26 protein-coding genes are annotated in these 26654 nt (G+C 71.1%); 16 read left to right on the top strand and 10 right to left on the bottom strand.

Features of this window, described 5'->3' with window-relative positions; translation table 11 throughout:
* Window positions 1-10 precede the first annotated feature (10 nt).
* From ACFQS1_RS24540 to ACFQS1_RS24525, 4 genes are all read left to right on the top strand, one after another.
* Window positions 11-1423 carry a DUF2252 domain-containing protein gene (locus ACFQS1_RS24540; protein WP_378972422.1) on the top strand — a complete coding sequence of 471 codons (1413 nt, stop codon included), beginning with the start codon at window positions 11-13 and terminating at the stop codon, window positions 1421-1423.
* Between the two features lie 50 nt (window positions 1424-1473).
* Window positions 1474-2427 (top strand): pirin family protein, encoded by a 954-nt coding sequence (locus ACFQS1_RS24535; RefSeq protein WP_378972420.1) that lies wholly within the window; start codon window positions 1474-1476, stop codon window positions 2425-2427.
* 153 nt (window positions 2428-2580) lie between these two features.
* Window positions 2581-3021 carry a hypothetical protein gene (locus tag ACFQS1_RS24530; protein ID WP_378972418.1) on the top strand — a complete coding sequence of 147 codons (441 nt, stop codon included), beginning with the start codon at window positions 2581-2583 and terminating at the stop codon, window positions 3019-3021.
* A 139-nt stretch (window positions 3022-3160) separates the two neighbouring features.
* Window positions 3161-5137 carry a PPC domain-containing protein gene (locus ACFQS1_RS24525; RefSeq protein WP_378972416.1) on the top strand — a complete coding sequence of 659 codons (1977 nt, stop codon included), beginning with the start codon at window positions 3161-3163 and terminating at the stop codon, window positions 5135-5137.
* Between the two features lie 93 nt (window positions 5138-5230).
* Here ACFQS1_RS24525 and ACFQS1_RS24520 read toward each other — a convergent pair whose 3' ends face one another.
* From ACFQS1_RS24520 to ACFQS1_RS24510, 3 genes are all read right to left on the bottom strand, one after another.
* Complete coding sequence (locus tag ACFQS1_RS24520) at window positions 5231-5563, bottom strand: STAS domain-containing protein (protein WP_378972414.1); 333 nt, start codon at window positions 5561-5563, stop codon at window positions 5231-5233.
* Window positions 5564-5642: 79 nt separating this feature from the next.
* Entirely contained in the window at window positions 5643-6767 is a 1125-nt protein-coding gene (locus ACFQS1_RS24515) for a S1C family serine protease (protein ID WP_378972412.1), read from the bottom strand.
* 29 nt (window positions 6768-6796) lie between these two features.
* Entirely contained in the window at window positions 6797-8032 is a 1236-nt protein-coding gene (locus ACFQS1_RS24510; RefSeq protein ID WP_378972409.1) for an arginine deiminase, read from the bottom strand.
* A gap of 210 nt (window positions 8033-8242) precedes the next feature.
* Between ACFQS1_RS24510 and ACFQS1_RS24505 the strand changes: the two genes are divergently transcribed.
* From ACFQS1_RS24505 to ACFQS1_RS24490, 4 genes are read left to right on the top strand one after another with little or no spacing between them, the layout of a single operon-like run.
* Window positions 8243-8716, top strand: a complete 474-nt coding sequence (locus tag ACFQS1_RS24505) for a peroxiredoxin (protein ID WP_378972407.1) — start codon at window positions 8243-8245, stop codon at window positions 8714-8716.
* Between the two features lie 49 nt (window positions 8717-8765).
* Window positions 8766-9320: a SigE family RNA polymerase sigma factor gene (locus ACFQS1_RS24500; RefSeq protein ID WP_378972405.1), complete on the top strand. Its 555-nt coding sequence runs from the start codon at window positions 8766-8768 to the stop codon at window positions 9318-9320.
* Window positions 9317-10159 carry a hypothetical protein gene (locus tag ACFQS1_RS24495; protein ID WP_378972403.1) on the top strand — a complete coding sequence of 281 codons (843 nt, stop codon included), beginning with the start codon at window positions 9317-9319 and terminating at the stop codon, window positions 10157-10159. The genes ACFQS1_RS24500 and ACFQS1_RS24495 overlap by 4 nt, the downstream gene beginning before the upstream one ends.
* Complete coding sequence (locus tag ACFQS1_RS24490; RefSeq protein WP_378972401.1) at window positions 10156-11214, top strand: amidoligase family protein; 1059 nt, start codon at window positions 10156-10158, stop codon at window positions 11212-11214. The genes ACFQS1_RS24495 and ACFQS1_RS24490 overlap by 4 nt, the downstream gene beginning before the upstream one ends.
* 397 nt (window positions 11215-11611) lie before the next feature.
* Here the strand turns inward: ACFQS1_RS24490 and zwf are convergent, their stop codons facing one another.
* Window positions 11612-13105 (bottom strand): glucose-6-phosphate dehydrogenase, encoded by a 1494-nt coding sequence (zwf, locus tag ACFQS1_RS24485; protein ID WP_378972603.1) that lies wholly within the window; start codon window positions 13103-13105, stop codon window positions 11612-11614.
* A 127-nt stretch (window positions 13106-13232) separates the two neighbouring features.
* Between zwf and ACFQS1_RS24480 the strand changes: the two genes are divergently transcribed.
* Window positions 13233-14174, top strand: a complete 942-nt coding sequence (locus ACFQS1_RS24480; RefSeq protein ID WP_378972399.1) for an exopolyphosphatase — start codon at window positions 13233-13235, stop codon at window positions 14172-14174.
* Between the two features lie 820 nt (window positions 14175-14994).
* Here the strand turns inward: ACFQS1_RS24480 and ACFQS1_RS24475 are convergent.
* A complete protein-coding gene (locus tag ACFQS1_RS24475) occupies window positions 14995-15819 on the bottom strand; it encodes a DUF1775 domain-containing protein (protein WP_378972397.1) in 825 nt (274 codons plus the stop codon).
* 80 nt (window positions 15820-15899) lie between these two features.
* Between ACFQS1_RS24475 and ACFQS1_RS24470 the strand changes: the two genes are divergently transcribed.
* The 5 genes from ACFQS1_RS24470 (at window position 15900) to ACFQS1_RS24450 (ending at window position 20427) form a co-directional block, all read left to right on the top strand.
* On the top strand, window positions 15900-16109 hold the full coding sequence (locus tag ACFQS1_RS24470; protein WP_378972394.1) for an RNA-binding S4 domain-containing protein: 210 nt from the start codon (window positions 15900-15902) through the stop codon (window positions 16107-16109).
* Window positions 16110-16213: 104 nt separating this feature from the next.
* Window positions 16214-17569, top strand: coding sequence for an ABC transporter substrate-binding protein (locus ACFQS1_RS24465; protein ID WP_378972392.1), 1356 nt, complete (start codon window positions 16214-16216; stop codon window positions 17567-17569).
* Window positions 17570-17573: 4 nt separating this feature from the next.
* On the top strand, window positions 17574-18530 hold the full coding sequence (locus ACFQS1_RS24460; protein ID WP_378972390.1) for a carbohydrate ABC transporter permease: 957 nt from the start codon (window positions 17574-17576) through the stop codon (window positions 18528-18530).
* Window positions 18527-19411 carry a carbohydrate ABC transporter permease gene (locus ACFQS1_RS24455; protein WP_378972387.1) on the top strand — a complete coding sequence of 295 codons (885 nt, stop codon included), beginning with the start codon at window positions 18527-18529 and terminating at the stop codon, window positions 19409-19411. Before ACFQS1_RS24460 ends, ACFQS1_RS24455 begins: the two co-directional genes overlap by 4 nt.
* Window positions 19412-19551: 140 nt before the next feature.
* A complete protein-coding gene (locus ACFQS1_RS24450; RefSeq protein WP_378972385.1) occupies window positions 19552-20427 on the top strand; it encodes a hypothetical protein in 876 nt (291 codons plus the stop codon).
* A gap of 118 nt (window positions 20428-20545) precedes the next feature.
* Here ACFQS1_RS24450 and ACFQS1_RS24445 read toward each other — a convergent pair whose 3' ends face one another.
* The 5 genes from ACFQS1_RS24445 to ACFQS1_RS24425 form a co-directional block, all read right to left on the bottom strand.
* Window positions 20546-21535, bottom strand: coding sequence for an AraC family transcriptional regulator (locus ACFQS1_RS24445; protein ID WP_378972382.1), 990 nt, complete (start codon window positions 21533-21535; stop codon window positions 20546-20548).
* 90 nt (window positions 21536-21625) lie between these two features.
* Entirely contained in the window at window positions 21626-21967 is a 342-nt protein-coding gene (locus ACFQS1_RS24440; RefSeq protein WP_378972380.1) for a phospholipase, read from the bottom strand.
* Window positions 21964-23355 (bottom strand): DUF4331 domain-containing protein, encoded by a 1392-nt coding sequence (locus ACFQS1_RS24435; protein ID WP_378972378.1) that lies wholly within the window; start codon window positions 23353-23355, stop codon window positions 21964-21966. The genes ACFQS1_RS24440 and ACFQS1_RS24435 overlap by 4 nt, the downstream gene beginning before the upstream one ends.
* A complete protein-coding gene (locus ACFQS1_RS24430) occupies window positions 23355-23630 on the bottom strand; it encodes a hypothetical protein (RefSeq protein ID WP_378972376.1) in 276 nt (91 codons plus the stop codon). Before ACFQS1_RS24430 ends, ACFQS1_RS24435 begins: the two co-directional genes overlap by 1 nt.
* An 89-nt stretch (window positions 23631-23719) precedes the next feature.
* Entirely contained in the window at window positions 23720-24637 is a 918-nt protein-coding gene (locus ACFQS1_RS24425; protein ID WP_378972374.1) for a lytic polysaccharide monooxygenase, read from the bottom strand.
* A gap of 126 nt (window positions 24638-24763) precedes the next feature.
* On the opposite strand from ACFQS1_RS24425, the gene ACFQS1_RS24420 reads away from it, so the two are divergent.
* Window positions 24764-25132: an FKBP-type peptidyl-prolyl cis-trans isomerase gene (locus tag ACFQS1_RS24420; RefSeq protein WP_378972371.1), complete on the top strand. Its 369-nt coding sequence runs from the start codon at window positions 24764-24766 to the stop codon at window positions 25130-25132.
* 185 nt (window positions 25133-25317) lie between these two features.
* Window positions 25318-26654: serine/threonine-protein kinase (locus ACFQS1_RS24415; protein WP_378972369.1), on the top strand; the 1337-nt coding region annotated here is incomplete at its 3' end.

The following is a 26654-nucleotide window of genomic DNA, read 5'->3' as shown; positions in this document are numbered from 1 at the left end:
TGGCAGCACCATGGAACCAGCGAACGGGCACGTCGTGCTCGACACCGGTCAGGACGACGGATTCAGGTCGCTGCGCCGGCCGGCCCGGCCGCGCGCCGAGCGGTACGGCCTCGGCCGGTCGTTGCGCGAGCGTGCCCATCGCGCCGACATGGCGTACTGGTCGCCGCCGGACGGCCGCGCCGACCCGGTGCAGCAGGTGATCGAGCAGAACCGGGGCCGCCGGCCCTGGCTCGTCCCGATCCGGGTCGGCCGCATGATCTCCTCGCCGTACGCGTTCCTGCGCGGCTCGGCGAACATCATGGCCGACGACTTCGCCGCCCTGCCGGCCACCGGCATCACGCCGGTCATCTGCGGCGACGCCCACCTGGGCAACTTCGGCTTCTACGCCTCGCCCGAGCGCGAGCTGGTCTTCGACCTCAACGACTTCGACGAGGCCCACCCGGGCGCGTGGGAGTGGGATCTGCGCCGGCTCGCGGTCAGCGTGCACGTGGCCGGCCGGCAGAACGGCTTCCGCGAGGCCGCCTGCGCGGAGGCGGTGCACCACTGCGTCGAGGAGTACCGCGAGCAGTTGGCCCACCTCGCCGAGCGGCCGCTGCTCGCCCGGTCGTTCGATCGGCTCGACGTCGATCAGCTGCGCTCGGCCGCCTCCAAGGCCAGCTTCCGGGACGAGATCGAGCGGGCCGCCCGCCGCGCCCGCCGGCGCACCAGCGACCGCGCGCTGCCCCGGTTCACCGACCGCAGCGACGGCACCGGCCGGCTGGTCCAGGAGCCGCCGCTGATCACCCGGCCGTCCGAACAGGAATGGGACGCGCTGGCCGAGGCGCTCGACGGATACCTCAACACGCTCCCGCCGCACTGGGCGCGCATCCTGGCCGGGTACCGGATCGTCGACATCGCGCACAAGGTGGTCGGCGTGGGGTCGGTCGGGCTGCGCGCCTACGTCGCCCTGTGCGAGGGCAGCAGCCCCGACGACGTGGTGTTTCTCCAGCTCAAGCAGGCCCGCCGCTCGGTGGTCGCGAAGCACCAGCACGGCGAGTCGGCCTGGCACCGGCACCAGGGCCAGCGGGTCGTGGAGTACCAGCAGGCGCTGCAGACCGTCAGCGACCCGCTGCTGGGCTGGACCACGGTCGGGGACGTGCAGTTCTACGTGCGGCAGTTCCGTGACATGAAGGGCGCCATCGTCGTCGAGGGCATCGACGCGCCCGCGCTGAGCGACTACGCCGGCATCTGCGGCTACCTGCTGGCCAAGTCGCACGCCCGGACCAGCGGCGCGTCCATGATCGCCGGCTACATCGGCAGCGGCGACAAGGTCGCCGACTCGCTGAGCCGGTTCGCGCGCACCTACGCCGACCAGGTGGAGGCCGACCATGCGGCGCTGAAGGCCGCGGTGCGCCAGGGCGTGCTGCCGGCCGAGCCGGTGTGAGCGGCCCAACCCGCGTGACCGGGGCGCGTTCCCGCAGTAGCGTCGAGGTCGTGAGCAGCTTCGAGGCGGATCCCGTGGTCGGGCCGGAGCTTCCGGTCACGATGGAGTTGTTGGAGGGCGCGCCGGTCGCGCTGGGCGGCCCGCGCGGCTTCGCCGTCACCCGCACGCTGCCCAACCGGCAGCGGCGGATGGTGGGCGCGTGGTGCTTCCTCGACGCGTACGGGCCGCACGACCTGGGCGACTCCGCGGGCATGCGGGTCGGCCCGCACCCGCACACCGGCCTGCAGACCGTGACCTGGCTGGTCGCCGGCGAGGTGCTGCACCGCGACAGCCTCGGCAACCGGCAGGAGATCCGGCCCGGCCGGCTCAACCTGATGACCGCCGGCCACGGCATCTCGCACTCCGAGGAGACGCCGGCCGACCATTCCGCGGTGCTCCAGGGCGTACAACTGTGGGTGGCCCTGCCGCACGCCGCGCGCGACATGCCCCCGTCCTTCGCCCACCACGCGGATCTTCCGCTCGTCGCCTTCGGCGACATCACCGCGACCGTCCTGATGGGCACGCTGGGCGGCGCCACCTCGCCCGCGCGGACCCACACCCCCCTGGTGGGCGCCGAGCTCGCGCTGGCTGCCGGGGCGTCGGCCGCGGTGCCGGTGCGGCCCGATTTCGAGTACGCCGTACTGGCGCTGGACGGCGCGCCCACCGTGGACGACGCCACCCTCAAGCCCGGCCCGCTGCTCTACCTCGGCGCCGGCCGCACCGAGCTGCGCCTGAGCACGGCATCCGAGTCGCGGGTGCTGCTGCTGGGCGGCGAGCCTTTCGCGGAGCGCCTGGTCATGTGGTGGAACTTCGTGGCCCGCGATCACGACGAGATCGTCCAGATGCGCCTGGACTGGGAGTCGCGGACCCCGCGCTTCGGCGAGGTGCACGGCTACGACGGGCCACCGCTGGCCGCCCCGCCGATGCCGATCACCCGCCTGGTGCCGCGCGGCCGCGTCCGCTGACTTTTGTACCCCGCCGCGGGGCGGATCAAGCGCCGGATCGGCGGGTCCTCCGGTTGGCGCGATGCGCGGCCCAATCCGCTTGACGCGGTTCGCCGCGCGGGCGGAAGGTCGGAAGGGACGGCCGGGAGAGGTCCGGCCGCGAGGAGCATTCTCGTGAACGTCTGGGATGTGGGAAAACTCGTTCTGATCGTGGCCACGCCCACGCTGGTCGGCGCGGCGCTCGTCTGGGTGCCGCGCTGGTGGACCGCGGCCCACGACTCCTGGGAGGCGCGCCGGCCGAAACCCCCGCAGCCCATCGGCCCGCCCATCGAGCAGCTCGCCGCCGACCTGCGCCGGCTGCTCCGGCTGCACGGCTCGCTCACCGCCTCGGCCGCCGTCGCCATGCGAGCGCATCGGCTGTGGGCGGTGGAGGCGGCGATCGCGGTGCGCGCCACCGAGGCCGCCCGGGCCCTCGACATCCCGCACCGCGAGCCCGAGCGGCCGGGCGCCCTGCGCCGCGACGAGCTGGTCGCGCTGCTGCGCGCGCTGGCCGCCGCCGGCCTGGTCCTGCCGACCAAGGTCGGCCCGTTCACCTCCGACGGCCGCCTCGGCTGATCATCCGGGCCGGCCGCCGGCCGTACGATGCGCCGTTGTCAAGGTGTATTGACAGCTCTAGATATTGACGTTGGTGATCGGTAACGTCGCCTCTGCCATCCGCGACCGGGGGGTTCGGATCGGCAGAAGGGGGACGCTGATGCGACGCAGCATCGCAACCATCTCCGCGGCCGTGCTGGGCCTGGCGTTGATCACGCCGGCCGCCGCCCACGCCGCTCCGACCACCGGAACACCCACTCAGGACACCCCGCTCAGCCCGGCCGACAAGGCGTCGCTGGCCGCGGGCATCGGTGTCGTGCCCAAGGCGCCGCTCGGGGCGAAACCCAAGGGTCCCAACCCGTTCCTCGCCGAGGTCGCCGACGCCGCCAAGGTGGACTACTCGGGCTGGGCCAACTACATGAGGGCCCAGGCCAAGGCCAAGGCCGCGGCCCGGCTGAAGGCATCGGGCCTCAGCGCGAAGGCCGCGACGCCCGCGGTCGTCGTCGACGAGGACGAGATCGACGGCACCTACGGCGGCAACGACTCGCCGGCCAACGCCCAGCGCGTCACCGGCTTCGGCACCGGTGCCGCCCAGTTCTCGAAGATCCGCGTCCTCGGCAGCCTCGACAACGAGGCGATCAGCACGCCCGCCGTGCCGGCCCCGGCCGAGGACAACGGCTCGATCCCGCTGGCCGGCGACACCGGGATCGGCTCGATCCGCAGCGGCGCGGTCGTCGACGCGCAGATCGGCGACGGCCCGCATGGCCGCCAGACCGGCGATGGCAGCAACGACTTCGACTTCTACGAGCTGTCCGCCCCGGCCGGGAAGACGCTCACGCTCAAGACCGCCACCCCGACCGGCCCGCTCGACACCGTCCTGCTGCTGTTCGCGCCGGACGGCACGCTCCTCGCCGCCAACGACGACTTCGGGCTCAGCCTGGACAGCCAGATCACCTACAACGTGACCGCCGCCGGTACCTTCTACCTGGCCGTCGCGGCGTACAGCGGACTGCCCGCCGACCCGTTCGACTCCGGCTCCGGCGACGGCATCGGCGACCCGAACCCGCCCACCGAGGGCCCGTACACGCTGACGATGACCTCGGTCTCGGTGGACAAGGACTTCTTCGCGATCAAGCTGCGGCCCGGCGACGTCCTCGGCGCCTCGGTGAAGGGCTCGCCCGCCTATCTGACCGTCTACGACACCGTGCCGCGCGAGGTGCACGGCTCCGACCAGGACGCCTCGTTCATCTACCCGGTGGCCTCGCCGCTGCCCGGCGGCGGCAACGCGGTCACCGACTACGTCGCGACCCAGGCCGGCTGGCACTACGTCGGGGTGTCCTCGGGCTCCGGCGCGTACGACATCACCGTCGAGGCGTACCGGCCGCCGCTGCAGGGCGCGACCCCGGTGCAGACCCTGTACCTGGACTTCGACGGCGCCCGGGTGAACACCGGCATCTTCGGCGGGGCCGGCCAGCGCGACCTCAGCCCGTTCGCCGCGTTCCTCGGCAACTGGGGCCTGACCCGCGCCGACGAGGACGCGCTGATCGACGCCGTGACCGCCGGCGTCACCGAGAACATCAAGAAGGACCTGAAGGCCAGCGGCCTCAACGCCAACTTCAAGCTGAAGATCAAGAACAGCAAGGACGACCCGGACCCGTGGGGCAAGGCCAACGTCAGCCGGATCGTGGTGGGCGGCACCATCGACGAGTCCGGGGTGGACACGATCGGCATCGCGCAGAGCATCGACCCGGGCAACTTCGAGACCGAGGAGACCGCGCTGGTGCTGCTGGACGTGCTCAGCGCCCCGGCCGATGACTCGGAGGCGTCGCTGAACGCGTACCTGACGCCCGCGAGCAACCGGATCGCCTTCCTCGGCCAGGCGCTCAGCAACGTGATCTCGCACGAGGCCGGCCACTTCTTCGGCGACTTCCACACCGACAACGAGGACCCGCTGCCCAACCTGATGGACGCGGGCGGCACCGGCTTCGCCACCCTGTTCGGGGTCGGGCCGGACGGCGTCGGTGGCACCGCCGACGACGTCGACGTCGACTTCGGCGACAGCGCGTTCCTCCCGGCCGAGGGCTTCGTCGGCACCGAGGACACGCTCGGGCGCATCGTCTTCGGGGTGACCAGCTAAAAGATCAAAAGCGTCCGCACACGTACGGGTGAAGCGGCCGTCCTCGTTCCGCGAGGGCGGCCGCCTCGTCGTTTCTTTGCCGCGGCCGGCCGGTCACTCCTTGAGGGCGGCCGCCACATCCGGGAACAGGGCGAGATAGTCGGTGAGCCCGAGCGTGTCGAAGAGCCGGCGCAGGAACCCGGACGGCGCGGCCAGCCGCACCCAGCCGCCCCGCTCGGTGGCCCGGCCGCTCGCGGTGACCAGCACGCCGACCCCCATCGAGTCGCAGAAGTCCAGCCCCGACACGTCCACCACGACCCGCGGGGCGGGCCGTTCGACAAGCCGGTTGAGATTGGCCTTCAGGGCGGGCGCCGTGTCGATGTCGAGGGATCCACGCAGCACCAGGACGGCCGTGTTGGGCGGGTGGTGCGCGACCGAGACCTGCATGGTGGTGTCGCTTTCGGTGGGAGCGGGGACGGTGGCGAACAGCCTATCGATCCCGTCCGCCGCCCGCCCCGGTGGATCTTCAGGCCAGCGTAGCCGTGGCCTGTCCCGCGCTCCCGTCGCGGCTGTACTGCACCCTGACCTGGTCGCCCGGCCGCTTGCCGACGGTCGCCAGGAACAGGCTTTCCGGCGCGTTCATCGGCCGCCCGTCGATGCCGGTCACGATGTCGCTCGTGCGCAGGCCCGCCTGATCGGCCGGGCCGCCCGGGGTGACCACGCGCAGATAGATGCCGACCGGGACGCCGAACTGCTCGGCCACCGCCGGCGGCACCGGGACCGACTCGACGCCGAGCGAGGGCGGATCGTACGAGCCGCTCGCGATCAGCTGGTCGGCGACGACCATCGCCACGTCGACCGGGATGGCGAAGCCGATGCCCACGCTGCCGCCGCCCGCCTCGCCCGACGCGTTCGGCACGGTCGCGATCGCGGTGTTGACGCCGACCAGGTCGCCAGCGCAGTTCACCAGGGCGCCGCCGGAGTTGCCGGGGTTGATCGCGGCGTCGGTCTGCACCGCGCCGGGCAGCACCGCGGTGACCCCGTTGTCGGCCGGCACCGGCACGTCCCGGCCGAGCGCGCTGACGATGCCGGCGGTGACCGTTCCGGACAGGCCCAGCGGGGCGCCCAGCGCGACCACCGGCTGACCGACCCGCAGCGTCGACGACCGGCCGACGCCGATGATGGGCAGGCCCGGCGGCGGGTCGACCTTGACGACGGCCAGGTCGACCCGGGGCGCCCGGCCGACGATCGTGGCGGGCAGGCTCTGGCCGCCGCTGAACAGCGCCTCGATCGAGCCGGTCGCGCCGGCCGGGGAGATGACGTGGTCGTTGGTGAGGATGTAGCCGCCGTCGCGGATCATCTCGCCGCTGCCGTTGCCGGCGGCGGCGCCGCTCGACACCGCGAGGGTCACGACCGCGGGCAGCACGTCGTCGGCGATGGTCGTGGCGGCGCAGGCGGCGCTGGTCTCCGCCGCGCCCCCGGACGCGCGCCCGATGAATCCGCCGATGAGACCCGCGACCAGGGCGATCACGGCTGCCACGGCGATCAGCGGGCCGAGCGACGGCGACCGGCGCGGGGGTGCCGGGCTCGCCGCCGGGCCGGGTGCCGCGGCCGAGGGCGGCGAGGCCGCCGGCGTCGCAGGGGACGTCATGGTCAACCCCTTCCGGTCCGGGACCCGACTCAGAACTTCACGGCGTCCCGGCTGAGCGGGCACGTCATGCAGTGACCGCCGCCGCGGCCACGCCCGAGCTCCGCGCCCACGATGGTGATCACCTCCACGCCGGCCTTGCGCAGCAGGGTGTTGGTCTTCGTGTTGCGGTCGTAGGTGAAGACCGTCCCGGGGGAGAGGGCGACCGCGTTGTTCCCGCTGTCCCATTGCTGCCGCTCCGAGGCGTACACGTCACCGCCTGTCTCGATGACGCGCAACGACGGCAGGCCGAGCGAGGCGGCGACCACGTCCACGAACGGCGTCGTCCCGTGATCCGTCACGTCGACGTTGCCGCGCTCGCCCGGCCGCAGCGAGAACGCGTGGATGCCGTCGACGATCGCCCGATACAGCGTGACGATGTCGAAGTCCGCGAAGGTGAACACCGTGTCGAGGTGCATCGCGGCGCGCAGCTTCGGCATGCCCGCCACGACCACGTGCTCGGCCGCCCCGTTCGCGAACAGCGCCGCCGCGACCTGCGTGATCGCCTGCCGGGAGGTGCGCTCGCTCATGCCCATCAGCACCACGCCGTTGCCGATCGGCATGACGTCGCCGCCCTCGAACGTGGCCTGGCCCCAGTCCTTCTCCGGGTCGCCCCACCACACCGAGGTGCCGACGAACGACGGGTGGAACTCGTAGATCGCCTTCATCAGCAGCGTCTCGTCGTGCCGGGCCGGCCAGTACAGCGGGTTCAGCGTGACCCCGCCGTAGAGCCAGCACGTGGTGTCGCGGGTGTAGAGGGTGTTCGGCAGCGGCGGCATCAGGTACTCGCGGATGCCGGTCGACTCCCGGGCCAGGGCCACGTAGCCGGAGCGGAAGTCGCCGGGCAGGTCCGAGGTGGCCAGCCCGCCGATCAGGTACTCGGCGAGCTGCCGCGGCGTCAGCGTCTCGAGGAAGCCGCGGGTGTCGTCGACCAGCCCGAGCCCCACCTCGTTCGGCACGATCTTGCGATCGAGCAGCCACGCCTTCGCGTCCGGGATCGCCATGGTCTGCTCGAGCAGGTCGTGCAGCTCCACCACCTCGACGCCGCGCTGCCGCAGCTTGTTCACGAAGTCGAGGTGGTCGCGCTGGGCGTTCTCCACCCACATGACGTCGTCGAAGAGCAGGTCGTCGGCGTTGGTGGGGGTGAGGCGCCGGTGGGCGAGGCCCGGTGCGCAGACCAGAACCTTGCGCAGGGTGCCGACTTCGGAGTACACGCCGTGGCCGTTCATTGCACCGTCCTTCGGTAGCTCAGGTCGAGATCCAGCCCGGGGCGAGCGCGACGAACAGATGATCGGATCCCGCGGGGAAGAACACCCGGCGGCCCGGTCCGCGGCGGGCCCTTCTCGCCAGCCTTCTGGACCGCGGCCGCGACCGGATCATCCGTGCGGGGTGACTGGGGCCGCTGTTACCGGTGGGTACAAGCGGGTAGCTTTCTTGTCATGGCCAACAAGGGCGACGTGATCGACGACTTCGAGCTGCCCGACCAGGACGGCGTCCCGCGCCGGCTGAGCGACTACCTGGCCGGTGGCCCGGTCGTGCTGTTCTTCTACCCGGCCGCGATGAGCAGCGGCTGCACCGCCGAGGCGTGCACCTTCCGCGACCTGGCCGCCGAGTTCCGCGAGGCCGGCGCCCAGCGGGTCGGGATCAGCCGCGACCAGCCGGCGAAGCAGAAGAGGTGGGCCGAGCTGAACGGCTTCGACTACCCGCTGCTGAGCGACCCGGACAGCACCGTCGCCGCCGCGCTCGGGGTCAAGCGCAAGCTCCCGCTCGGGCCGCTGAGCACCAGGCGCATCACCTTCGTGATCGGCTCCGACCGGTCGATCCTCGAGGTCATCCACTCCGAGACCAACATGCAGGAGCACGCGGCGAAGGCGCTCGAGACGCTCGTCGCCCGCAAGCGGTTGCCGGAGTGACGCTCGGCGGGCCCGCTGAGCGTTGCGGGAATGCGGAAAAATCCTCGGCATGAGACTGCACAACCGGGCGGCCGCGACCGTCTTAGGGGGCGTGACCTTCGAGGAATTCGCGATGGCCCGGCTGTCCAGTCTTCTGCGTTACGCGGTCGTCCTCACCGGTGACCGGGATCTGGCGCAGGATGTCGTCCAGGAAGTGCTCGCGCGCGCACATTCCCGGTGGCGGCGGATCAGCCAATCCGATTCGCCGGAGGCGTACGTCCGGCGCATGGTGCTCAACGAGTACCTCTCCTGGCGGCGCAGCTGGCAGTTCCGGAACGTGCACGCCGTGGGTGAGCGCCTGACCGACCTGGACGACGCCCGGGGCGGGGTGCTCGATCATGCCGACGGCGTGGTCGAGGCCGACGCGTTGTGGGCCCGGTTGTCGACACTGGGCCGCAAGCAACGCGCCGTGCTCGTCCTGCGCTATTACGAGCAGCTGGACGACGGACAGATCGCGGATCTCCTCGGCTGCGCGCCCGCGACGGTGCGTAGCCACGCCTCGAGGGCTCTCAAAACGCTCCGCCTCACGGAGCGGGAACGCATTCATGCCGAGGAGAAGTCGTGACCGAGCACGCAGACAAGCTGCGCGAGGCCTTCGAAACCCACGAGAACCAGGCTCCCGACCCGGCGGCGGTCTACGCCCGGGTGCAGGAGCTGTCGACCAAATACCGGCGCCGCCGCCGGGGCCTGCAGGCCGCCGGTGGCGCCGCGCTCGCCGCAGTCGCGGTGGCCGGGGTGGTCACCCTGCCCAACCTGCTCCCCGGCAACGCCCGCAATACCTCCAGCGTCAGCTTTCCGGCCGGCGCGGTGCCCACGTCGGCCGCGCCGTCGAGCCTCCCGCCGATCAGCGCGATCCAGCTCAACGAGTACCTGAACGCCTACGTCGACGCGGGCTACGACTACGACGACGCGGTCCGGCTCGCCGACCTGTGGCACCTCACCGACGACGTCGCCCACGTCAAGGCCGAGGCGGGCCGCCGGCTGCTGGCCGGCGAGGCGCTGCCGTTCCCGGCCACGCCGAACAGCGAGGAGCCGGCCCCCGACCCGGACGATCCCGAGATCAAGGCGATGCAGGAGCAGCTCGCCGCGTTCTTCGGCGCCGGCTACACCTGGGACGAGGCGGTGAAGCTCGCCAAGATCTGGCACCTGGCGGACCCGTCGGACGCCAAGACCAAGGCGGGCAAGAAGCTGCTCGCCCACGAGACGCTCCCGGTCAAGCCGAAGCCGGCCAACATCAAAGCGGCCAAGGAGGCGAAGCAGGTCGAGGCCTTCTTCAAGAAGGGCTACGACGTCGACGACGCGATCCAGTTGTCCAAGATCTGGCATCTGAAGACCGCGTACCAGGCCAAGGTCGAGGGCGGCAAGCGCATCCTCGCCGGTCAGACCCTGCCGCTGCAGCCGTGACCCCGGGCCTGCGCCGGCGCATCGGCTTCGAGATCGAGTTGATGGCCCCGCCGGGCCGCAGCCGGCGCAGCCTCGCGTACGACCTGGCCGGGCGCATCGGCGGACGCATCCGGCCGGTATGGCACCACGACAGCGAACCGTCCCTGGTCCCGGGCCTGGGGCGGTTCCTGCACCTGACCCAGGGGTTCGAGGTGCTGCGGGCCGACGCCACGCCGCTGTGCACCCTGGTCGACGACATCACCCTGACCGACGGGCTGCAGCCGCGCACCCCCGCGCCGCCCGGCTGGTACCGCGTCCTCAGCGACGACCCCCGCCTGCTCGGCCTGCTGGCCACCCGGTGCGACCCCGGCGCCCCGCTCGAGCGGGTGCTCGACCCGGTCGCCGAGCTGTGGGGCACCGAGCCCGAGCCGATCGGCGACGTGGTCCGCCTGGACGACCGCGACGGCGCCACCATCGCGCTGGCCGCCCCGCAGGGCGCGGAACGGGAACGGCCCTGCGAGATCGTCACCCCGCCGCTCGCCGCCGGCCACGCCGAGGCCCTCGAGGAGTTGCTCGAGCCGGCCCGCGAGCTCGGCTTCACCGTGCCGAACGAGGCCGCGGTGCACCTGCACCTCGACGGCGCGCCGTTCCGCGAGCCGCGCACGCTCGCGAACGTGGTGCTGCTGTTCGCGCACTACCGCGAGGGCCTGCGCGAGCTGTTGCAGACCAACCCCAGGTGCCGTCGCCTGGCCGCGCTGCCCGAGCCGCTGGTTGCCGCCGCGAGCGCCGAGAAGCCCGACACCGACGAGTTGCGCCGGGCCGCCGCCGCGGGCGGCCTGACCAAGTACTTCGACGTGAACCTGACGCAGCTGCTCAAGGACCGCCCGCTGCGCGACACGCTCGAGGTCCGCATCCTCCCCGGCGCCATCACGTCCGCGGACATCGTCAACCGGGCCGCCCTGGTCGAGTTGTTGCTGGACCGCTGCGAGGACCCGGAGCCGTTCCCGGTCGCCCCCACCGGGAACGTCTCCGCCTTGATGGAGATAGCCGCCGCTTCCCTGGCCTCCCGCCCCTGACTTTGCCGCCGCCGACTGGCCGCCGCCGACTTGCCGCCGCGGGCTTGCCGCCGCGGGCTTGCTTGCGGTGGACGATCCCGGGCGGGGGTGACCCAAGATCGCCCGGTCAGGCTTGATGCCGATCTTGGGTCACCCCCGCCCGGGATCTTGCATGGCAGTCCCTTGCGCCAGGCAATCGGTCGCTCAGTGCTGGGTGCCTGGCTGAGCTGGGCGTTCACCTCGAGCCGGGTGGTCTGGCTGCCGCGCCGTGGTCCGGCCAGCAGAGTCGGTCACCCAGGCCGAGCTGGGCGGTGGGTCAGGCGGACGCACCTCGCCGCTCACGGCCGTAAGACGCAAAAGACCATCGTCGCCGTCGCCCCCCCCGCCCGAAACCGTCACCCGTAAGCGAAGAAGGGGGTCAGAGAGAATTGCGCCAGTGGCGGCCGCTGCGGCCGATCAGGCGGTCGGCGTCGGTCGGGCCCCAGGACGCGGCCTCGTATGTCGGGATCGGGGACGGGTCATCGGCCCAGTGCGAGATGATCGGGTCGACGATGCGCCAGCACTGCTCGACCTCGTCGCTGCGGATGAACAGGGTCGGGTCGCCCAGCAGCGCGTCGAGCAGGAGACGCTCGTACGCCTCCGGGGACTCCTCGGCGAACGTCTGCTCGTACGAGAAATCCATGCTGGCCGTGCGCACCCGGAACGAGTGTCCCGGGACCTTGGCGCCGAAGCGCAGCGAGATGCCCTCGTTCGGCTGGATCCGCAGGATCAAGGCGTCGGCCTCCAGGCCGGTCAGCTGGTCCTGCGGGATCGGCAGGTGCGGCGGACGCTGGAACTGCAGCGCCACCTCGGTGACGCGGGCCGGCAAGCGCTTGCCGGTCCGCACGTAGAACGGCACGCCCGCCCAGCGCCAGTTGTCGACGTTGAGGCGCATCGCCGCGTACGTCTCGGTCCGTGACAGCGGGTCGACGCCGACCTCCTCGCGGTAGCCGGCCATCAGGTCCTCGCGGGTGCCGCCGCGGGTGTACTGGCCGCGCACCGCGAGGTCGGCGATGTCGCGGTTGGTGGGCAGCCGGATCGCCTGCAACAGCTTGACCTTCTCGTTGCGCAGCCCTTCGGCGTCGAACGACGCCGGCGGCTCCATCAGCGCGAGCGCCAAAACCTGCAGAACATGATTTTGTACGATGTCGCGCATCGCGCCCGCGTGCTCGTAGAAGCCGCCGCGGGTGCCGACGCCCAGCGTCTCGGCCACGGTGATCTGCACGTGGTCGACCCACGAGCGGTCCCAGATCGGCTGGAAGATCGAGTTGGCGAAGCGCAGGGCCAGGACGTTCTGCACGGTGTCCTTGCCCAGGTAGTGGTCGATCCGGAAGACGCTGGGCTCGTCGAACGCGGCGTGCACGATGCCGTCGAGCTCGCGGGCGCTCGGCAGGTCCCGGCCGTACGGCTTCTCGATGACCAGCCGGGAGAACGAGCCCTCGCGCGCGTGGTTGAGCCCGGCGCCGGCCAGCCCGTTGATCACCGGCTCGAACGCCTCGGCCGGGGTGGAGAGGTAGAACAGGCGGTTGCCGGACGTGCCGCGCTGGGCGTCCAGCTCGTCGAGGACCTCGCCGAGCCGCTTGTACGTCTCCGGGTCGTCGTACCCGCCCGAAACGTACCTGATTCCGCCCTGGAGCTGCGGTTTGTCGGCCAGGCCGCGGCCGCCCAGCGCGCTGTCGGCGAAGTCCGCGTCGGCCATCGGGGTGCGGGCCACGCCGATCAGCGCGAACTCGCTCGGGAGCCGGTTGTGCCGGGCGAGGCTCTCCACCGCCGGCAGCAGCTTGCGGCGGGTCAGGTCACCCGAGGCACCGAAGATCACCAGCGTGGCTGGCGGGGCGCTGCGCTCCTGGCTGAGCTGGGGAACGTTGTCCATCGTCTGCGAGTCCTCCGGGACCGTTGGGACCATCCAGCCAAACCCTACGCAGCGCGGAGCCACAGCGTTCAGATCCATCCCTCGATGCGAGCAGGACCTCACCGACAAAAGTGGCAAACTGGATGATATGAAGTACCGACTCGTGACCCGGAGCGATTTCGACGGGCTGGTCTGCGCCGTGCTGCTGCGTCACCTCGACATGATCGACGAGATCAAGTTCGTGCACCCCAAGGACGTGCAGGACGGGGAGGTCGAGGTCACCGGGAACGACATCCTGACCAACCTCCCGTACGCCCCCGGCGCGCACATGGTCTTCGACCACCACCACTCGGAGACCCTGCGCAACGAGGGCAACCTCGAGAATCACGTCATCGACGCCGACGCGCCGTCGGCGGCCCGGGTGATCTACGAGCACTTCGGCGGCCGATCCCGCTTCCCCAAGGTCTCCGACGACCTGATGCGCGCGGTCGACCAGGCCGACTCGGCGCAGTACTCGCTCGACGACATCCTGCGCCCCGGCGGATGGACGCTGCTGAACTTCCTGATGGACAGCCGCACCGGCCTGGGCCGCTTCCGCGAGTTCCGGATCTCCAACTATCAGCTGATGATGCAGCTCATCGACGCGTGCCTGGAGATCCAGGACGTCGGCGAGATCCTGCGGCTGCCGGACGTGGCCGAGCGCGCCGAGCTGTACCGCGCCCAGCACGACCTGTTCGTGGCGCAGCTCAAGCGGGTCAGCCACCTCGACGGCGACGTCGTCGTGGTGGACCTGCGCGACGAGGAGGTGATCCACGCCGGGAACCGCTTCATGGTGTACGCGCTGTTCCCCGAGTCGCGGGTGAGCGTGCACGTGATCTGGGGCCGGCAGAAGCTGAACACCGTCTTCGCCTGCGGAAAATCGATCCTCGACCGCACCTCCCCGGTCGACGTCGGCGAGGTGATGCTCCGCTACGGCGGCGGCGGCCACGTCGCGGCCGGCACGTGCCAGGTCCCGCACGAGGACTCCGACCGGGTGCAGCGCGAGATCGTCGACGCCCTCCGATCCCCGCGACCAGTTTCGGTCAGCTGAGCCCGGTTGTGGACGACCGCGAAAAGTTGTCGTACCCCGCTGCTTGAATGGCCCCACCCAAACCGGGTGGGGGCGGTCCGTGGGCGGCGGCGGGAGTTCGCAAGATCACGATGTGCTGGTGCGCCGGCGCGGAGGGGGCCACCCTCTTGCGATGTCGGCGGCCCGCCTGGGATGAGTTGGGCTTGCCATGGCCACGGCGTGGGCGTGGGTAGGCCCGGCGGCGCGGCCGGTCGCGTTGACCGCCTGGGTTCTCACGATGTGGCGACCGAGTCCAGCTCGGGGGACGCGTTCCCGCCTGCTGGCCACGCGTCGCGGCAGGCGGGATGAGCCGCCCACCACGTGGGACGCCCCGGGAAATATCATCCCAAATCCGGCGGCAGTCGATCGACGGCGCCCGGCGATGGTGAGTATCCGTTCGCCGCGAGCGGGAACTCTTCAAGATTCACGCCGCCCGGGGCGAATTCGGGCCCGCGGCCCCGATTACCTGCAAAATTGATCTCCGCGGCGCCCACAGGCCATCCCCCACCCCGGCGCTGGGCGGGGCCGAGTAGACCAGCCGGGTACGACAAGAAATCGGTGGCTTCCACAGGGCGGCTCGAGGCCGGGTGATCTCCGGCCCAACTGGCGTGCCGAGCGGGGCGCGCACGGGTGAGCAGCGCAACGGGTGGATGTGCGATGGGGCGGGAGGGTCGGACCCCTCCCACCCCATCGGGCGCGAGTCGCGAGCCATGCCCAATGGCCCCACCCGCTGGTCGTGTTCCGCGCCCCACGCGCATCAGCACGACACTTTCCCGCGTCCACCTGCGCGGGAGTCTTCTCCTCAGGAGCGCAGGCTCCACTTGCCGGCCGTGACCGGCTCCTTCTCGTCCTGTTTCTCGTCGGCGGTCGCCGTGGTCTCCGGCTCCTCGTCGGGCTCGTCGTCCTCCTGCGCGCGGTGCCGGCCGCGCACGAAGTAGAACGCGGCGGCCAGCAGCGCGAGCGCCGCCACCACCCAGCCGCCGATCGACCAGATCGACGGGCCGCGGGTCGCGTCGGCGATGGCCTGGGCGAACAGCTCGTCGTCCGCCGAGCCGTCCGCGGCCGCATTGGGGTCGGTCGCGGTGCCGCCGTGGTCGTGGCCGGTGGCCGGCAGGCCCGTGCCGGGCGACAGCGCCAGCGAGACGGGCGGCATCGTGGGTCCGGCCGAGCCGTTCGCGTACGTGCTGGTGATGGTGAACTGCATGCTGCTCAGGGTGGGCAGCGGGCCGATCGCCACGCGCAGGTCGGCGGATCCGCCGGGGGCGAGATCGTGGCCCGGCACCGCGAGCCAGGTGATCGCGCCGGCGGCCTCGGTCGCCGGAGTGCCGCCGTGGATGGTCGCGAGTGGGGTCGCGAGCGTCCGCATCTGGATCTTGGGCGCCCACTCGTCCACCGACAGCGGGTAGACCTCGGCCACCGGAGTGTCGGGCGGAATGGTCAGGGTGACCGTGTGGATCGGCGCGGTTCCGGTGTTGGTCACGTGGAAAGTCAGGTTCTCGCCGCTGCCCTGGACGGCCGTCGTGGGGGAGACCGTGGCATCGGCGAGGGCCGGGCCGGCGACCAGCGCGCCGATCGCCGCGGCCAGGGCGGGTACGCCCGCTCTGCGGGCCAGGTGGAAGTGCCTCACGACCGGTAGTTCGTATGCCGCGCGTGAATGGTTCAACGCCCCGCGAGAACTTTTCCGAGGTCGTCGGCGATGATGTCCGGATGCGGGACGTGGCGATCGGCGGCGACATGATCAGACTCGGACAATTCCTCAAGCTGGCGGATCTCATCGACACCGGGGGAGAGGGCAAGGTCCTGATCGCCTCGGGCGACGTGACCGTCAACGGGGAGGTCGACACCCGCCGCGGCCGGCAGTTGCACCCGGGCGACGTCGTCGAGGTGCTCGGCCGAAGCGCCAGGGTGGCATCGTAGATTTGGGCAGCGGAACGTGACGAACGGTTGACATTGTGTGATCTCAGGCATGTACTGAGGTCCGTTGTGTAACCGGCGTCACACGCCTCGATGGGGAGGCCCGCATGCGTTTCAGGCTCGCCGTGGCGGTGACCGCGATCGCCGCGATGACGGTTTCCGGGTGTGCGGGCTGGGGCGGCGGGCCGGGCGGCGGCGGCCCGAACACGATCAACGTCCTGATGGTGAACAACCCGCAGATGATCGACCTGCAGCGGCTCACCGGGGACAACTTCACCAAGGCCACCGGCATCCACGTGAACTTCACCGTGCTGCCCGAGAACGACGTCCGCGACAAGATCAGTCAGGAGTTCTCCAGCCAGGCGGGCCAGTACGACGTCGCGTCGCTGAGCAACTTCGAGATCCCGATCTACGCGAAGTCGAAGTGGATCGCCCCGCTCGACGACTACATCGCCGCCGACACCCAGTTCGACCAGGCCGACATCCTGCCGCCGATGACGCAGTCGCTGACCGCCGACGACGGGAAGGTCTACGGCGAGCCGTTCTACGGCGAGTCCTCGTTCCTGATGTACCGCAAGGACGTCCTGCAGCAGGCCGGCGTCACCATGCCGGAGAACCCGACGTGGCAGCAGGTCGCCGGCATCGCCGCCCAGGTCGACAACAAGCAGCCCGGCATGCGCGGCATCTGCCTGCGCGGCCAGCCCGGCTGGGGCCAGGTCTTCGCCCCGCTCACCACGGTGGTGAACACGTTCGGCGGCACCTGGTTCGAGAAGGACTGGACCCCCAAGGTGGACGCGCCCGAGTTCACCGCGGCCACCGACTTCTACGTCAACCTGGTGCGCGCGCACGGCGAGAACGGCGCGCCGCAGGCCGGCTTCACCGAGTGCCTGAACAACCTGGTCCAGGGCAACGTCGCGATGTGGTACGACGCCACCAGCGCGGCCGGCTCGCTGGAGGCGGACTCCTCGCCGGTCAAGGGCAAGATCGGGTACGTCGCCGCGCCGGTCGAGAAGACGAAGAGCTCCGGCTGGCTGTACGCCTGGTCGTGGAGCATCCAGCAGGCCAGCGACTCCAAGGACAACGCCTGGAAGTTCATCTCCTGGGCGTCCAGCCGCCAGTACGAGGAACTGGTCGGCCAGCAGGTCGGCTGGTCCAGCGTCCCGGCCGGCAAGCGCGCGTCGACGTACCGGAACCAGCAGTACCTCCAGGTGGCCGCCGCGTTCGCCGAGCCCACCGAGAAGGCCATCTCCAGCGCCGACCCGCGCAACCCCGGCGTCCAGCCGCGGCCCGCGATCGGCATCCAGTTCGTCGACATCCCCGAGTTCACCGACCTGGGCACGCAGGTCTCGCAGTACGTGAGCTCGGCGATCGCCGGCCAGATGTCGGTCGGCGAGGCGCTGGAACGCGGCCAGCGGCTCGCCGAGGACGTGGCCGAGCGCTACCAGTCCCGGCAGGAGGGGTGATCCGATGACTTCCGTCGCCGAGCAGACCACCGCGCAGCCCGAGACCAGGCCGCAACCGTCCGCCCGGGAGCGAAGCCTCCGGTGGGCCCGCCGCGCGCCGCTGATGCCCGCGCTGATCTTCATGATCGTCGTGACCCAGCTGCCGTTCCTGGCCACGCTGGTCATCTCGTTCATGGACTGGAACGCGTACTACCCCGAGGAGGTCGGCTTCGCCGGCGTCGACAACTTCAAGCGGGTCTTCACCGACGTCAACATGCGCGACGCGGTGCTGACCACGATCTGGCTCACCGCCGGCGTCGTACTCATCAGTTTGATCCTGGGGTTGGGCATCGCGCTGCTGCTGGACCGGAAGTTCCGGGGGCGCGGCGTGGTCCGCACCCTGATGATCGCGCCGTTCCTGGTGGTGCCGGTGGCGGCGGCGCTGCTCTGGAAGCACGCTCTCTACAACCCCGAGTACGGCCTGTTCAACGGGGCGATCACCTGGGTGTGGGGGTTGTTCGGCTCGGACAATCCGCCGCAGCCCGACTGGATCAGCAACATGCCACTGTGGGCGGTGATCTTCGCGCTGGTCTGGCAGTGGACGCCGTTCATGATGCTGATCCTGCTGGCCGGGCTGCAGGGCCGCCCGCTCGACGTGGTGGAGGCGGCGCGCATCGACGGCGCCAACGGCTGGCAGATCTTCCGGAGCATGACGCTCCCGCATCTGCGCCAGTACCTGGAGCTGGGGGCCCTGCTCGGCTCGATCTACATCGTCCAGAACTTCGACGCGGTCTTCACCATCACTTCAGGCGGATTGGGTACGGCCAATCTGCCGTACACCATTTATCAGATTTTCTATCAGGCCCACGATTACGGACGGGCCTCCGCGGCGGCGGTCATCGTCGTCCTCGGCACGATCATCATCGCGACGTTCGCGCTGCGCACCGTCTCGTCCCTCTTCAAGCAGGAGGCCGGCCGATGAGCATCACCGACACCGCCCCGGTTCCGGCGACCCGCGACGAGCGCGGCCGCCCGGTGCGCAAGCGCAAGGAGGGCGCGAACGTCTGGCTGTCGCTGCTCGCCTGGGTGGTCGGGATCCTGTTCGTGCTGCCCGTGCTGTGGATGGTGCTCACCTCGTTCCACTCCGAGGAGGACGCGGCCACCAACCCGCCGGCCGTCTTCGCGCCGCTCACCCTGGACGGGTACCGCGAGTTCTTCTCCGGCGGCGCCTCGCCGTGGCCGCCGCTGCTCAACAGCCTGACCGCCAGCGTCGTGTCGACGATCCTCGTGCTCCTGCTGTGCTTCCCCGCCGCGTACGCGTTGAGCATCAAACCCGTGCGCAAATGGACCGACGTGCTGTTCTTCTTCCTGTCCACCAAGATGTTGCCGGTCGTGGCCGGCCTTCTCCCGCTCTACCTGTTCGCCCAGCAGACCGGGCTGCTCGACAACATCTGGCTGCTGATCGTCTTCTACACCTCGATGAACCTGCCGATCGCGGTGTGGATGATGCGCTCGTTCCTGTCCGAGGTGCCGGTCGAGATGCTCGAGGCGGCCTCGGTCGACGGCGCGACCCTGTCCCGGACGCTGCGCTCGGTCATCGCGCCGGTCGTCATGCCGGGGATCGCCGCCACCGCGCTGATCTGCTTCATCTTCAGCTGGAACGAGCTGCTGTTCGCCCGGGTGCTGACCGCGACCGTGGCCGAGACGGCGCCGGTCTTCCTGACCGGGTTCGTCACCAGCCAGGGCCTGTTCCTCGCCCAGCTGTGCGCGGCCGCGTTCGTCGTCTCGCTGCCGGTCCTGGTCGCCGGGTTCGCCGCCCAGGACAAGCTCGTGCAGGGCCTTTCGCTCGGCTCGGTGAAGTGAAGCCCGGCCCGGTGAAGTAAAGCTTTCCGCCCGCCCCCGGAGAAGAGTGACCGGCCCCGCCGCCCCGGGGCCGGCCACCTTTCCACCGAATTTCCCGGGCGACCCGGAACCGATCATGGGTCCGGTTCGTCCTAGAGGTCATGACCGGTCTCCGCGGCACCCTCATCGCCGCCGCCTTCCCCCTCTTGCTGATCACCGCGTGCGCCCAGACGGCCGGCAACCATGCCGCGGGCGCGTCGGAGCCGGCCGCCAGCGAGAGCGCCGCCGCCTCGGGCTCCGACGACCTGGTCCTGCGCGTCGAGTCGTTCGGCGGGTTCGTGCCCGCCGAGCAGAACATCGGCCGGATCCCCACCGTCAGCGTCTACGCCGACGGCCGGCTGATCACCCAGGGCCCGACGACCTTGATCTATCCGGGCGAGGCGCTGCCCAACATCCAGGAGCAGCTGCTCACTCCCGAGGTGGTGCAGGATCTGGTACGCCGGGGCGCCGAGGCGGGCGTGCGCAACGGCGCCGACTTCGGCAGCCCCAACATCGCCGACGCCCCCTACACCCGGGTGACCGTCGGCGACCAGTCGGTCAACGTGATGGCCCTCGGCGAGGCCCAGGCCAACGATCCGCGGCTCACCCAGGCCCAGCGCGACGCGAGGACCAAGCTTTCGGCGTACGTGAAGCAATTGCAGTCGTTGTCGTCGGCCGAGGGCGTGGCGAAGCCGGTGCGCTACCAGCCCGAGACGCTCGCCGCGCTGGCCCGGAAATACGTCGCGCCGCAGGACGCCAGTCTGGCCGGCCCCGCGAAGGCCTGGCCCGGTCCGGCGCTGCCCGGCGAGACGCTGAACGAGAACCTCGGCATCGGCTGCGTCGCCGTCTCCGGCGCCGAGAAGGACGCGGTGTGGAAGGCCGCCGAGTCGGCCACCCAGATCACGCCGTGGACCAGCGGCGGCGGCAAGTGGTCCGTGACGTTCCGGCCGCTGCTGCCGGAGGAGACCGGCTGCCTCGCGCTCAAGGGGGCGAAATGACGCCGATCGGGGAGCCGTTCCCGCCCACCCCAGTCCCGTCGCCCACCCCAGTCCCGTCGCCCGCACCGGACGACATCGCCACCAACCGCTGACCTCCGCGAGCGCCGCGGCCGGCGCCTCAGCGGCGCTCGCGCAGGGTCTGCGACGGCGAAACCCCGAAGCGGGCCCGATAAGCGCCGGCAAACCTGCCCAGATGGGTGAAGCCCCAGCGATAGGCCACTTCGGACACGTTGACCTGCCACGGATCCGACCTCGACAGCTCGGCGTGCACCCCGTCCAGCCGCAACCGCCGCAGATAGGCCAGCGGCGACACCCCCACATGTTGCCGGAAAGCTTCCTGCAGCACCCGCACGCCGACCCCCGCGACCGCGGCCAGGTCGGCCGCCGTGAACTGGCGCCACGGCTCCGCGTGCATCGCGTCCAGGGTTCGCTTCACCGTGCGCGGGCGGCGCGGGCCCTGCAGTCCGGCCGGCTCGTCGCCGTAGGGGTGCTCGACCGTCAGGGCCAGCCCGCTGACCACCATGTCGCGCCAGCGGGCCGCCATCCGCGGTGACGACGCCAGGCCCTCCTCGGCGCACAGCTCGGTGTGCAGCAGGCGCACCAGCGCCGACCACGTGCGCCCCCGGCCCTCGGCGAGGTCGAAGCTCTCGCCGAGCAGCAGCGGCGACACGATCTGCTGGTCGAGGGCCGCGTCCAGCTCGCGCTCGAGCGCGGCCCGCTCGACCTTGACGCTCAGCAGGCGGGTGTCGCCCGGCCACTCCAGGTCGATGTCGCCCACCGGGCGGTAGACCGCGGCCCGGGTGGGATCGGCGATCACCACCGTGCCGCGATGCCGGGACCACAGCGAACCGTTCAGCGGCGCCAGCACGTGATAGGCCGTTTCCAGGTCGGCGATGTTCACCCGCACGTCAGCGCCGTAGCTGATCTCACCGACCGTGATCGAACCGAGCGTGACCACGTCGCCGGCGAAGGCGAAGCCCGCCGGGTCGCCGACGGGATTCACCTGCAGCGGACCGTAGAACATCTTGCGGCAGAACGCCCTGGCCTCGTCCACGTCGCTGGTCCGCAGGGCGACGTGGACCGGGGAGTCCCCAGGGTGGACAGCCATGCGGTCCACCCTAGACCGGAACCGTCACCCACCGCTCATCGGAAACTACTCATACGTCCGGCGTTACGTCACGGTGAACGACCGGGCGGCTCAGGCGGCGGCCGTCGCGGCGGCGGGCCAGTCGTACTCGGCCACGCCGCCGTCGGGGACCTCGACCTCGGCGAGCGGCGTCACCGGGTCACGCCAGACGGTGTACCGGCCGGCGGGCAGGCTGTCGATGACGACGGCGAAGGAGACGCCGCTGCGCACGTACCGGGCCCGGACCGCGGCGTGCGTGCGCCGCGCCGGATCGGTGACCGGACTGACCTCGATCTCGTGCCCGTGCAGCCGGCCGGGGGTGTGGATGACCATGGCCCCGATGCCCGCGCCGATGTTGAGGACGACCGTGCCCTGACCGGAGGGTGCCAGGCTGTGCTGATGATCATGGCTCATGGGTTGTCGAATCCATCGAACGGAGTACCCAGGAACGGGAACTTCTCGAGCAGGCCGGAGCTGACGTTCTTGATCGACAGCCCCTGCTCGACCAGGCCGGCCGCCGCGTCGGGCTCGAAGGTCTCGTCGACCAGGGCGAAGGTGACGCCCGCGATGGCGCGGATCGAGATGGAGACGACGTCGTCCTCGATCCGCCGGCCGTTGGGGAAGCCGGCCAGGTCGCCGGCCAGCACGCCGAACGCCTTCGGCTCCTCGGCCGGCGGCACCGCGGTGTTCAGGCGCAGCATGTCGGACTTGGTGTCGCCGGTGGCGTTCTGGAAGTTGTCGATCAGGCCGTCCGGGATGCCGGTGAGCAGGATCGCCACCAGGTCGGCGCGGGCGGTGCCGGCCTTGTTCAGCTTGTCCAGGTTGTCGAACAGGCCCGGGTAGAGCACCGGCAGCAGCCCGGCCAGTTCCGGCTTCTCGACGAACTGGGCGAACCGCTTGTCCTCCGACGGGGGCAGCGAGTTCCACGTGTCCTTCTGCGCCATCGGCACGATGACCTCGTTGAACAGCGGGTTGCCCAGCCGCGAGACCTGCACCTGCGGGCCCACCTCGACGTCGGCGTTCTTCCGGTCGCCCTGGCGCACCTGCACCTGCCGGCGCGACGCCGAGGTCCAGACGCCGATCACCGCGCCCGGGTCGCGGCCGCGCACCTTCTTCTTGCCGTCGCGGCGCACCATGTGCAGCGGCACCTGGATCGCGATCGAGTGCACGTTGAGCTTGTCGGTCGCGTTGACGGCCTTGCCGGCGTAGTTGAACAGCGCCTGCCCGACGAGGTGCTTGTCCTGGAACGGCCGCAGCGTGCCCAGGTCGAAGATCGAGCCGAGGTCGACGAAGAACGCGTCCGCGCGCTGCCCGGCGAAAACTTTCTCCCCGGTCTTGAGCTTCTTGACCGCGTCGGCGGCGAGCTTGTCGTAGTCCGGGATGGACAGCTTGCCGACGTTGCACGGCGGGCACGGCAGTTTCTGCGCGAGCACCGTCCGCTTGCCGTGCGCGTCGACCTTGGTGACCGAGTAGAACTGCCGGCGGTTCCAGTTCTCGTCGTCCAGCGACTTGATCTGGCCGGTGTTGTACAGGAACGTCTTGTCATTGCGCAGTTCCGTGCGGAACCGGAACTGGTAGGTGAGGTCGGGACGCGCGTCGCCGTTCGAGTCGATGTGAATTTCGTAGAGAACGTCGTCGCCGAACTCGAAGAAATTGGGCCCGCTCGCCGGAAGCTGCAACGGGACGTAGTTCGCGATGATTGTCACGGTGTCCGGATCGTCGGGGCTGACGAACGCGTACAGGTCGGATGAGTCGGCCACCGGGTCCTTGCTGATTTCCGGAGCTTCGCGATGTGACGACATCAGCGCTTCACCGCCTTGAGCAGCTTGGCGGCGAGCTTCTTGTCGGTCAGCGTGGTTTTGGACCCGCCCGAGAAGATGTCGAACGTGCCCTTCGAGGCGTCCCGCAGCGAGATGACCAGCGGCTGGCCGTCGTCCTTCGCGGTGGTCTCGCCGGCCAGGCTCAGTCCGGTGACACCGGCGACGGAAACCCCGACACCCGCGGTGGCGGCAATGGCGAGAACTCGGCGGCGGGACAGGCGGTTGACCGCTCGGCTGCCGTAACGAACACGACTCATGCTCGGCCTTTCGTCATTCTTTCCGAAGGACTGGGACGGGGCTTTTCCGATGTCGACGCCCATCAGTACGAAGGCCGAACCGTTGCGGTTCAACGGTTTTCGCGCCGCTTCCGGAGAAAGCCGCCGATCAGCGCGTACGCGAGAAAGCTCGCACCCACCACGAGCGCGCCGGCGATGATGCCGTGACCCAGCGTCACCTGGCTTTGGTCACCGACCGGAGTGATGGCCTGGGCGGTCGCCGGCGGCTCGGTGGTCGCCACGGCGGCCGGGGGAGCGGCGGGCTCCGCCGTGGCGGCCGGCGACGCGGACGGCGAGGGCGACGCCGGCTTCGACGCGGCCGGCTTCTTCTTGGTGGCGACCGGCGCGGCGGAGGCTTGCCCGGAAACTTTCCGGAAGACCAGATCCGAGCACGAGTAGTAGGTGTCGGGCGTGCTGGACGTCTGCCACACGATGTAGAGGATGTGCCGCCCGGTCCGGTCCGACGGCAACTTCACGCTCATCCGGTACGCGCCGTCGCGCAGCGGTGGGTCCTTGACCTCGGCGAGCGGCTTGCTCGTCAGGTCGCCCCACGTCAGCTTCGCGGCGGGGTCGAAGCCCTGCTTGGTCAGATAGATCCGGAAACTGCCCGCGTGCGGCTTCGTCGACCGGTACTTGATCGCCAGCGAACGGCCCCCGGTGACCGAGGTCGACGGGAAGTCGTCGCGGGCGAGGTCGAGGCCCTTGAACGCGGGCAGCCCGCCGCTGCACAACTTTCCGTCCGGCACGAGCTTCTTGTCGTTGCCGTTGACGTTGGGCACCCGCAAGTTGTCGAAGGTGCCGAACGGGCCCCCGTTGGCGGCGCGGGCCGCCTTGCACGCCGCCGTGCCGGTGGCCGTCCCGCCGCCCGCGGCGCAGGCGGCGGTCCGGCTGATCGGGGTGGTCGTGGCCCCGTGCGCGAACGCCGGCGCGGCCGTCAGCAGCGGTAACGTCCCCGCGACAGCGGCAGCGGCGGCCAGTCGGCGGATCATGACAGTCTCCCCAGGTGTCTCGAGCAGTGGGTGCCGGCAAGAGATACGGAGAAGTACGGTCAGCCGTTCACCTTTCCGGCGGGTGTGATTGCATGGCGGGGTCACCACCCGAACCGGAGGACAAAAATGGACAAGCCCGAGATCGGCCCGATCCAGGGCGACCCGCCCGCCGACCTGGTGATCGAGGACATCACCGTCGGTGAGGGCGACGAGGCGCGTGCCGGACAGTTCGCGACCGTGCACTATGTCGGCGTCTCGCACTCGAACGGGGCACAGTTCGACGCCTCCTGGGACCGGGGCGAGCCATTCGCTTTCGCGCTCGGCGGCGGCCAGGTCATCGCCGGCTGGGACCAGGGCGTCCAGGGAATGCGGGTCGGCGGCCGCCGCAAGCTCACGATTCCGCCGCACCTGGGTTACGGCGCGCGGGGCGCCGCCGGCGTCATCAAGCCGAACGAGACGCTGATCTTCGTCGTCGACCTGCTCGGCGTCCAATAGGCATCGCGGATTCCCGCGGCGTCGGGTTGCGGGAGGCGGGCCACGCACGGCTCGCCTCCCGTTTCGAGATACATGATTCCCGACTCCGGGGCATGGCATCGATCGCCGTCGAATCTGTTCGATACGGCAAGCAATCGTCCACTCATCGGATGCGCACGCGCGCCGGAAACGGCAGACTCGCGGAGATGGACATCGATCTCGCCGGCCTCGCCCGTCCCGGCCTCTGCCTGGGCGGCCGCTACCGCCTGGTGGAGCCGATCGGGGCCGGCGGGATGGCGGTGGTCTGGCGTTCCTGGGACACCGTGCTGACCCGTACGGTGGCGGTGAAGCTCCTGGCCACGCACGTGCGCGACCCTCGTCTCGCGCAGATCCGGCGCGAAGCGCGGATCGCCGCGCAGCTCTCCCACCCCAACATCGCCCAGGTCCACGACTACGGCGAGACCGTCGTCGCCGGCGAGCTCGTGCCCTACGTCGTGCTGGAGCTGATCATCGGCGGCACCCTGCTGGACCGCCTGCGCGACGGCGACCTCCCGGCCCCGCAGTCCCTGCGCGTCGGCGCCGAGGTGGCCGCGGCCCTGGCCGCCGCGCACGCCGCCGGCCTGGTCCACCGCGACATCAAGCCGGCCAACATCATGCTCGCCCCGACCGGCGCCAAGGTCGTCGACTTCGGCATCGCCGCCACCCGCGGCCCCGCCTCCGAGGGCGACACCGTCTTCGGCACGCCCACCTACACGGCTCCCGAGCGGTTGACCGGCGACGAGGTGCTGCCCGCCTCCGACGTGTACGCGCTCGGGGTCCTGCTCTACCGGCTGCTCTCCGGCCACGCCCCCTGGGCCGGCGCCCCGGCGCAGCGCGTCCTCGCCAACCACGTGCACGCCGAGCCGCCGCCGCTGGTGCCGCTCGCTCCCGTGCCCGCCGCGGTGCTCGACCTGTGCGCTCGCTGCCTGCGCAAGGACCCGGCCGCCCGCCCCACTGCCCGCGAGGCCGCCCGGGTGCTCGCGCACGCGGCCGGCCTGGACGCCCTCCGGGAAGCGCCCGGCCTGGCGGCACCCCTCGCCCCGCCTGCCGGGACCGAGCCCGTTGCCGGGGCCGGTGCCGGGGCCTGGGTCGCTGCTGGGGCCGGAGCCGGGGTCGCTGCCGGGCCCGCGGTCGGAGGCGGGGCCGCTGCCGGGGCTGCGGTCGGTGACGGGGTCGGTGCCGGGGTCGGTGCCGGGGTCGGAGATGGGGACGGGGGCGGGGCGCCCACCGCCGGCCTTCCGCCGGCGCCGGCGCTTTCCCGCAATGTGCTCCGCCTCATCGCGGCCGCCATCGTGCTGGCCACTGCCGCCACCGTCGGCTGGCTCGTGGCCCACCGCTCTCCCGCCGACCCGGCTCCGCCGCCCGTGGCCGCCGTCGACCGGCCGTCCGCCGGGCAGGCCGGCGCTTCGGCCGCCGCCGCGTCCGGCAACGCGCCCGCCGGCCCGTCCGGAGCAGCGTCCGAGGGCGGGCCCGGCCTGCTGCCCCCGGCGGTGGCGCCCCCTGC

It is taken from the genome of Paractinoplanes rhizophilus, from assembly GCF_042664765.1.
Taxonomy (GTDB): Bacteria; Actinomycetota; Actinomycetes; order Mycobacteriales; family Micromonosporaceae; genus Actinoplanes; species Actinoplanes rhizophilus.
This window is presented reverse-complemented; position numbering and strand designations above follow the sequence as displayed.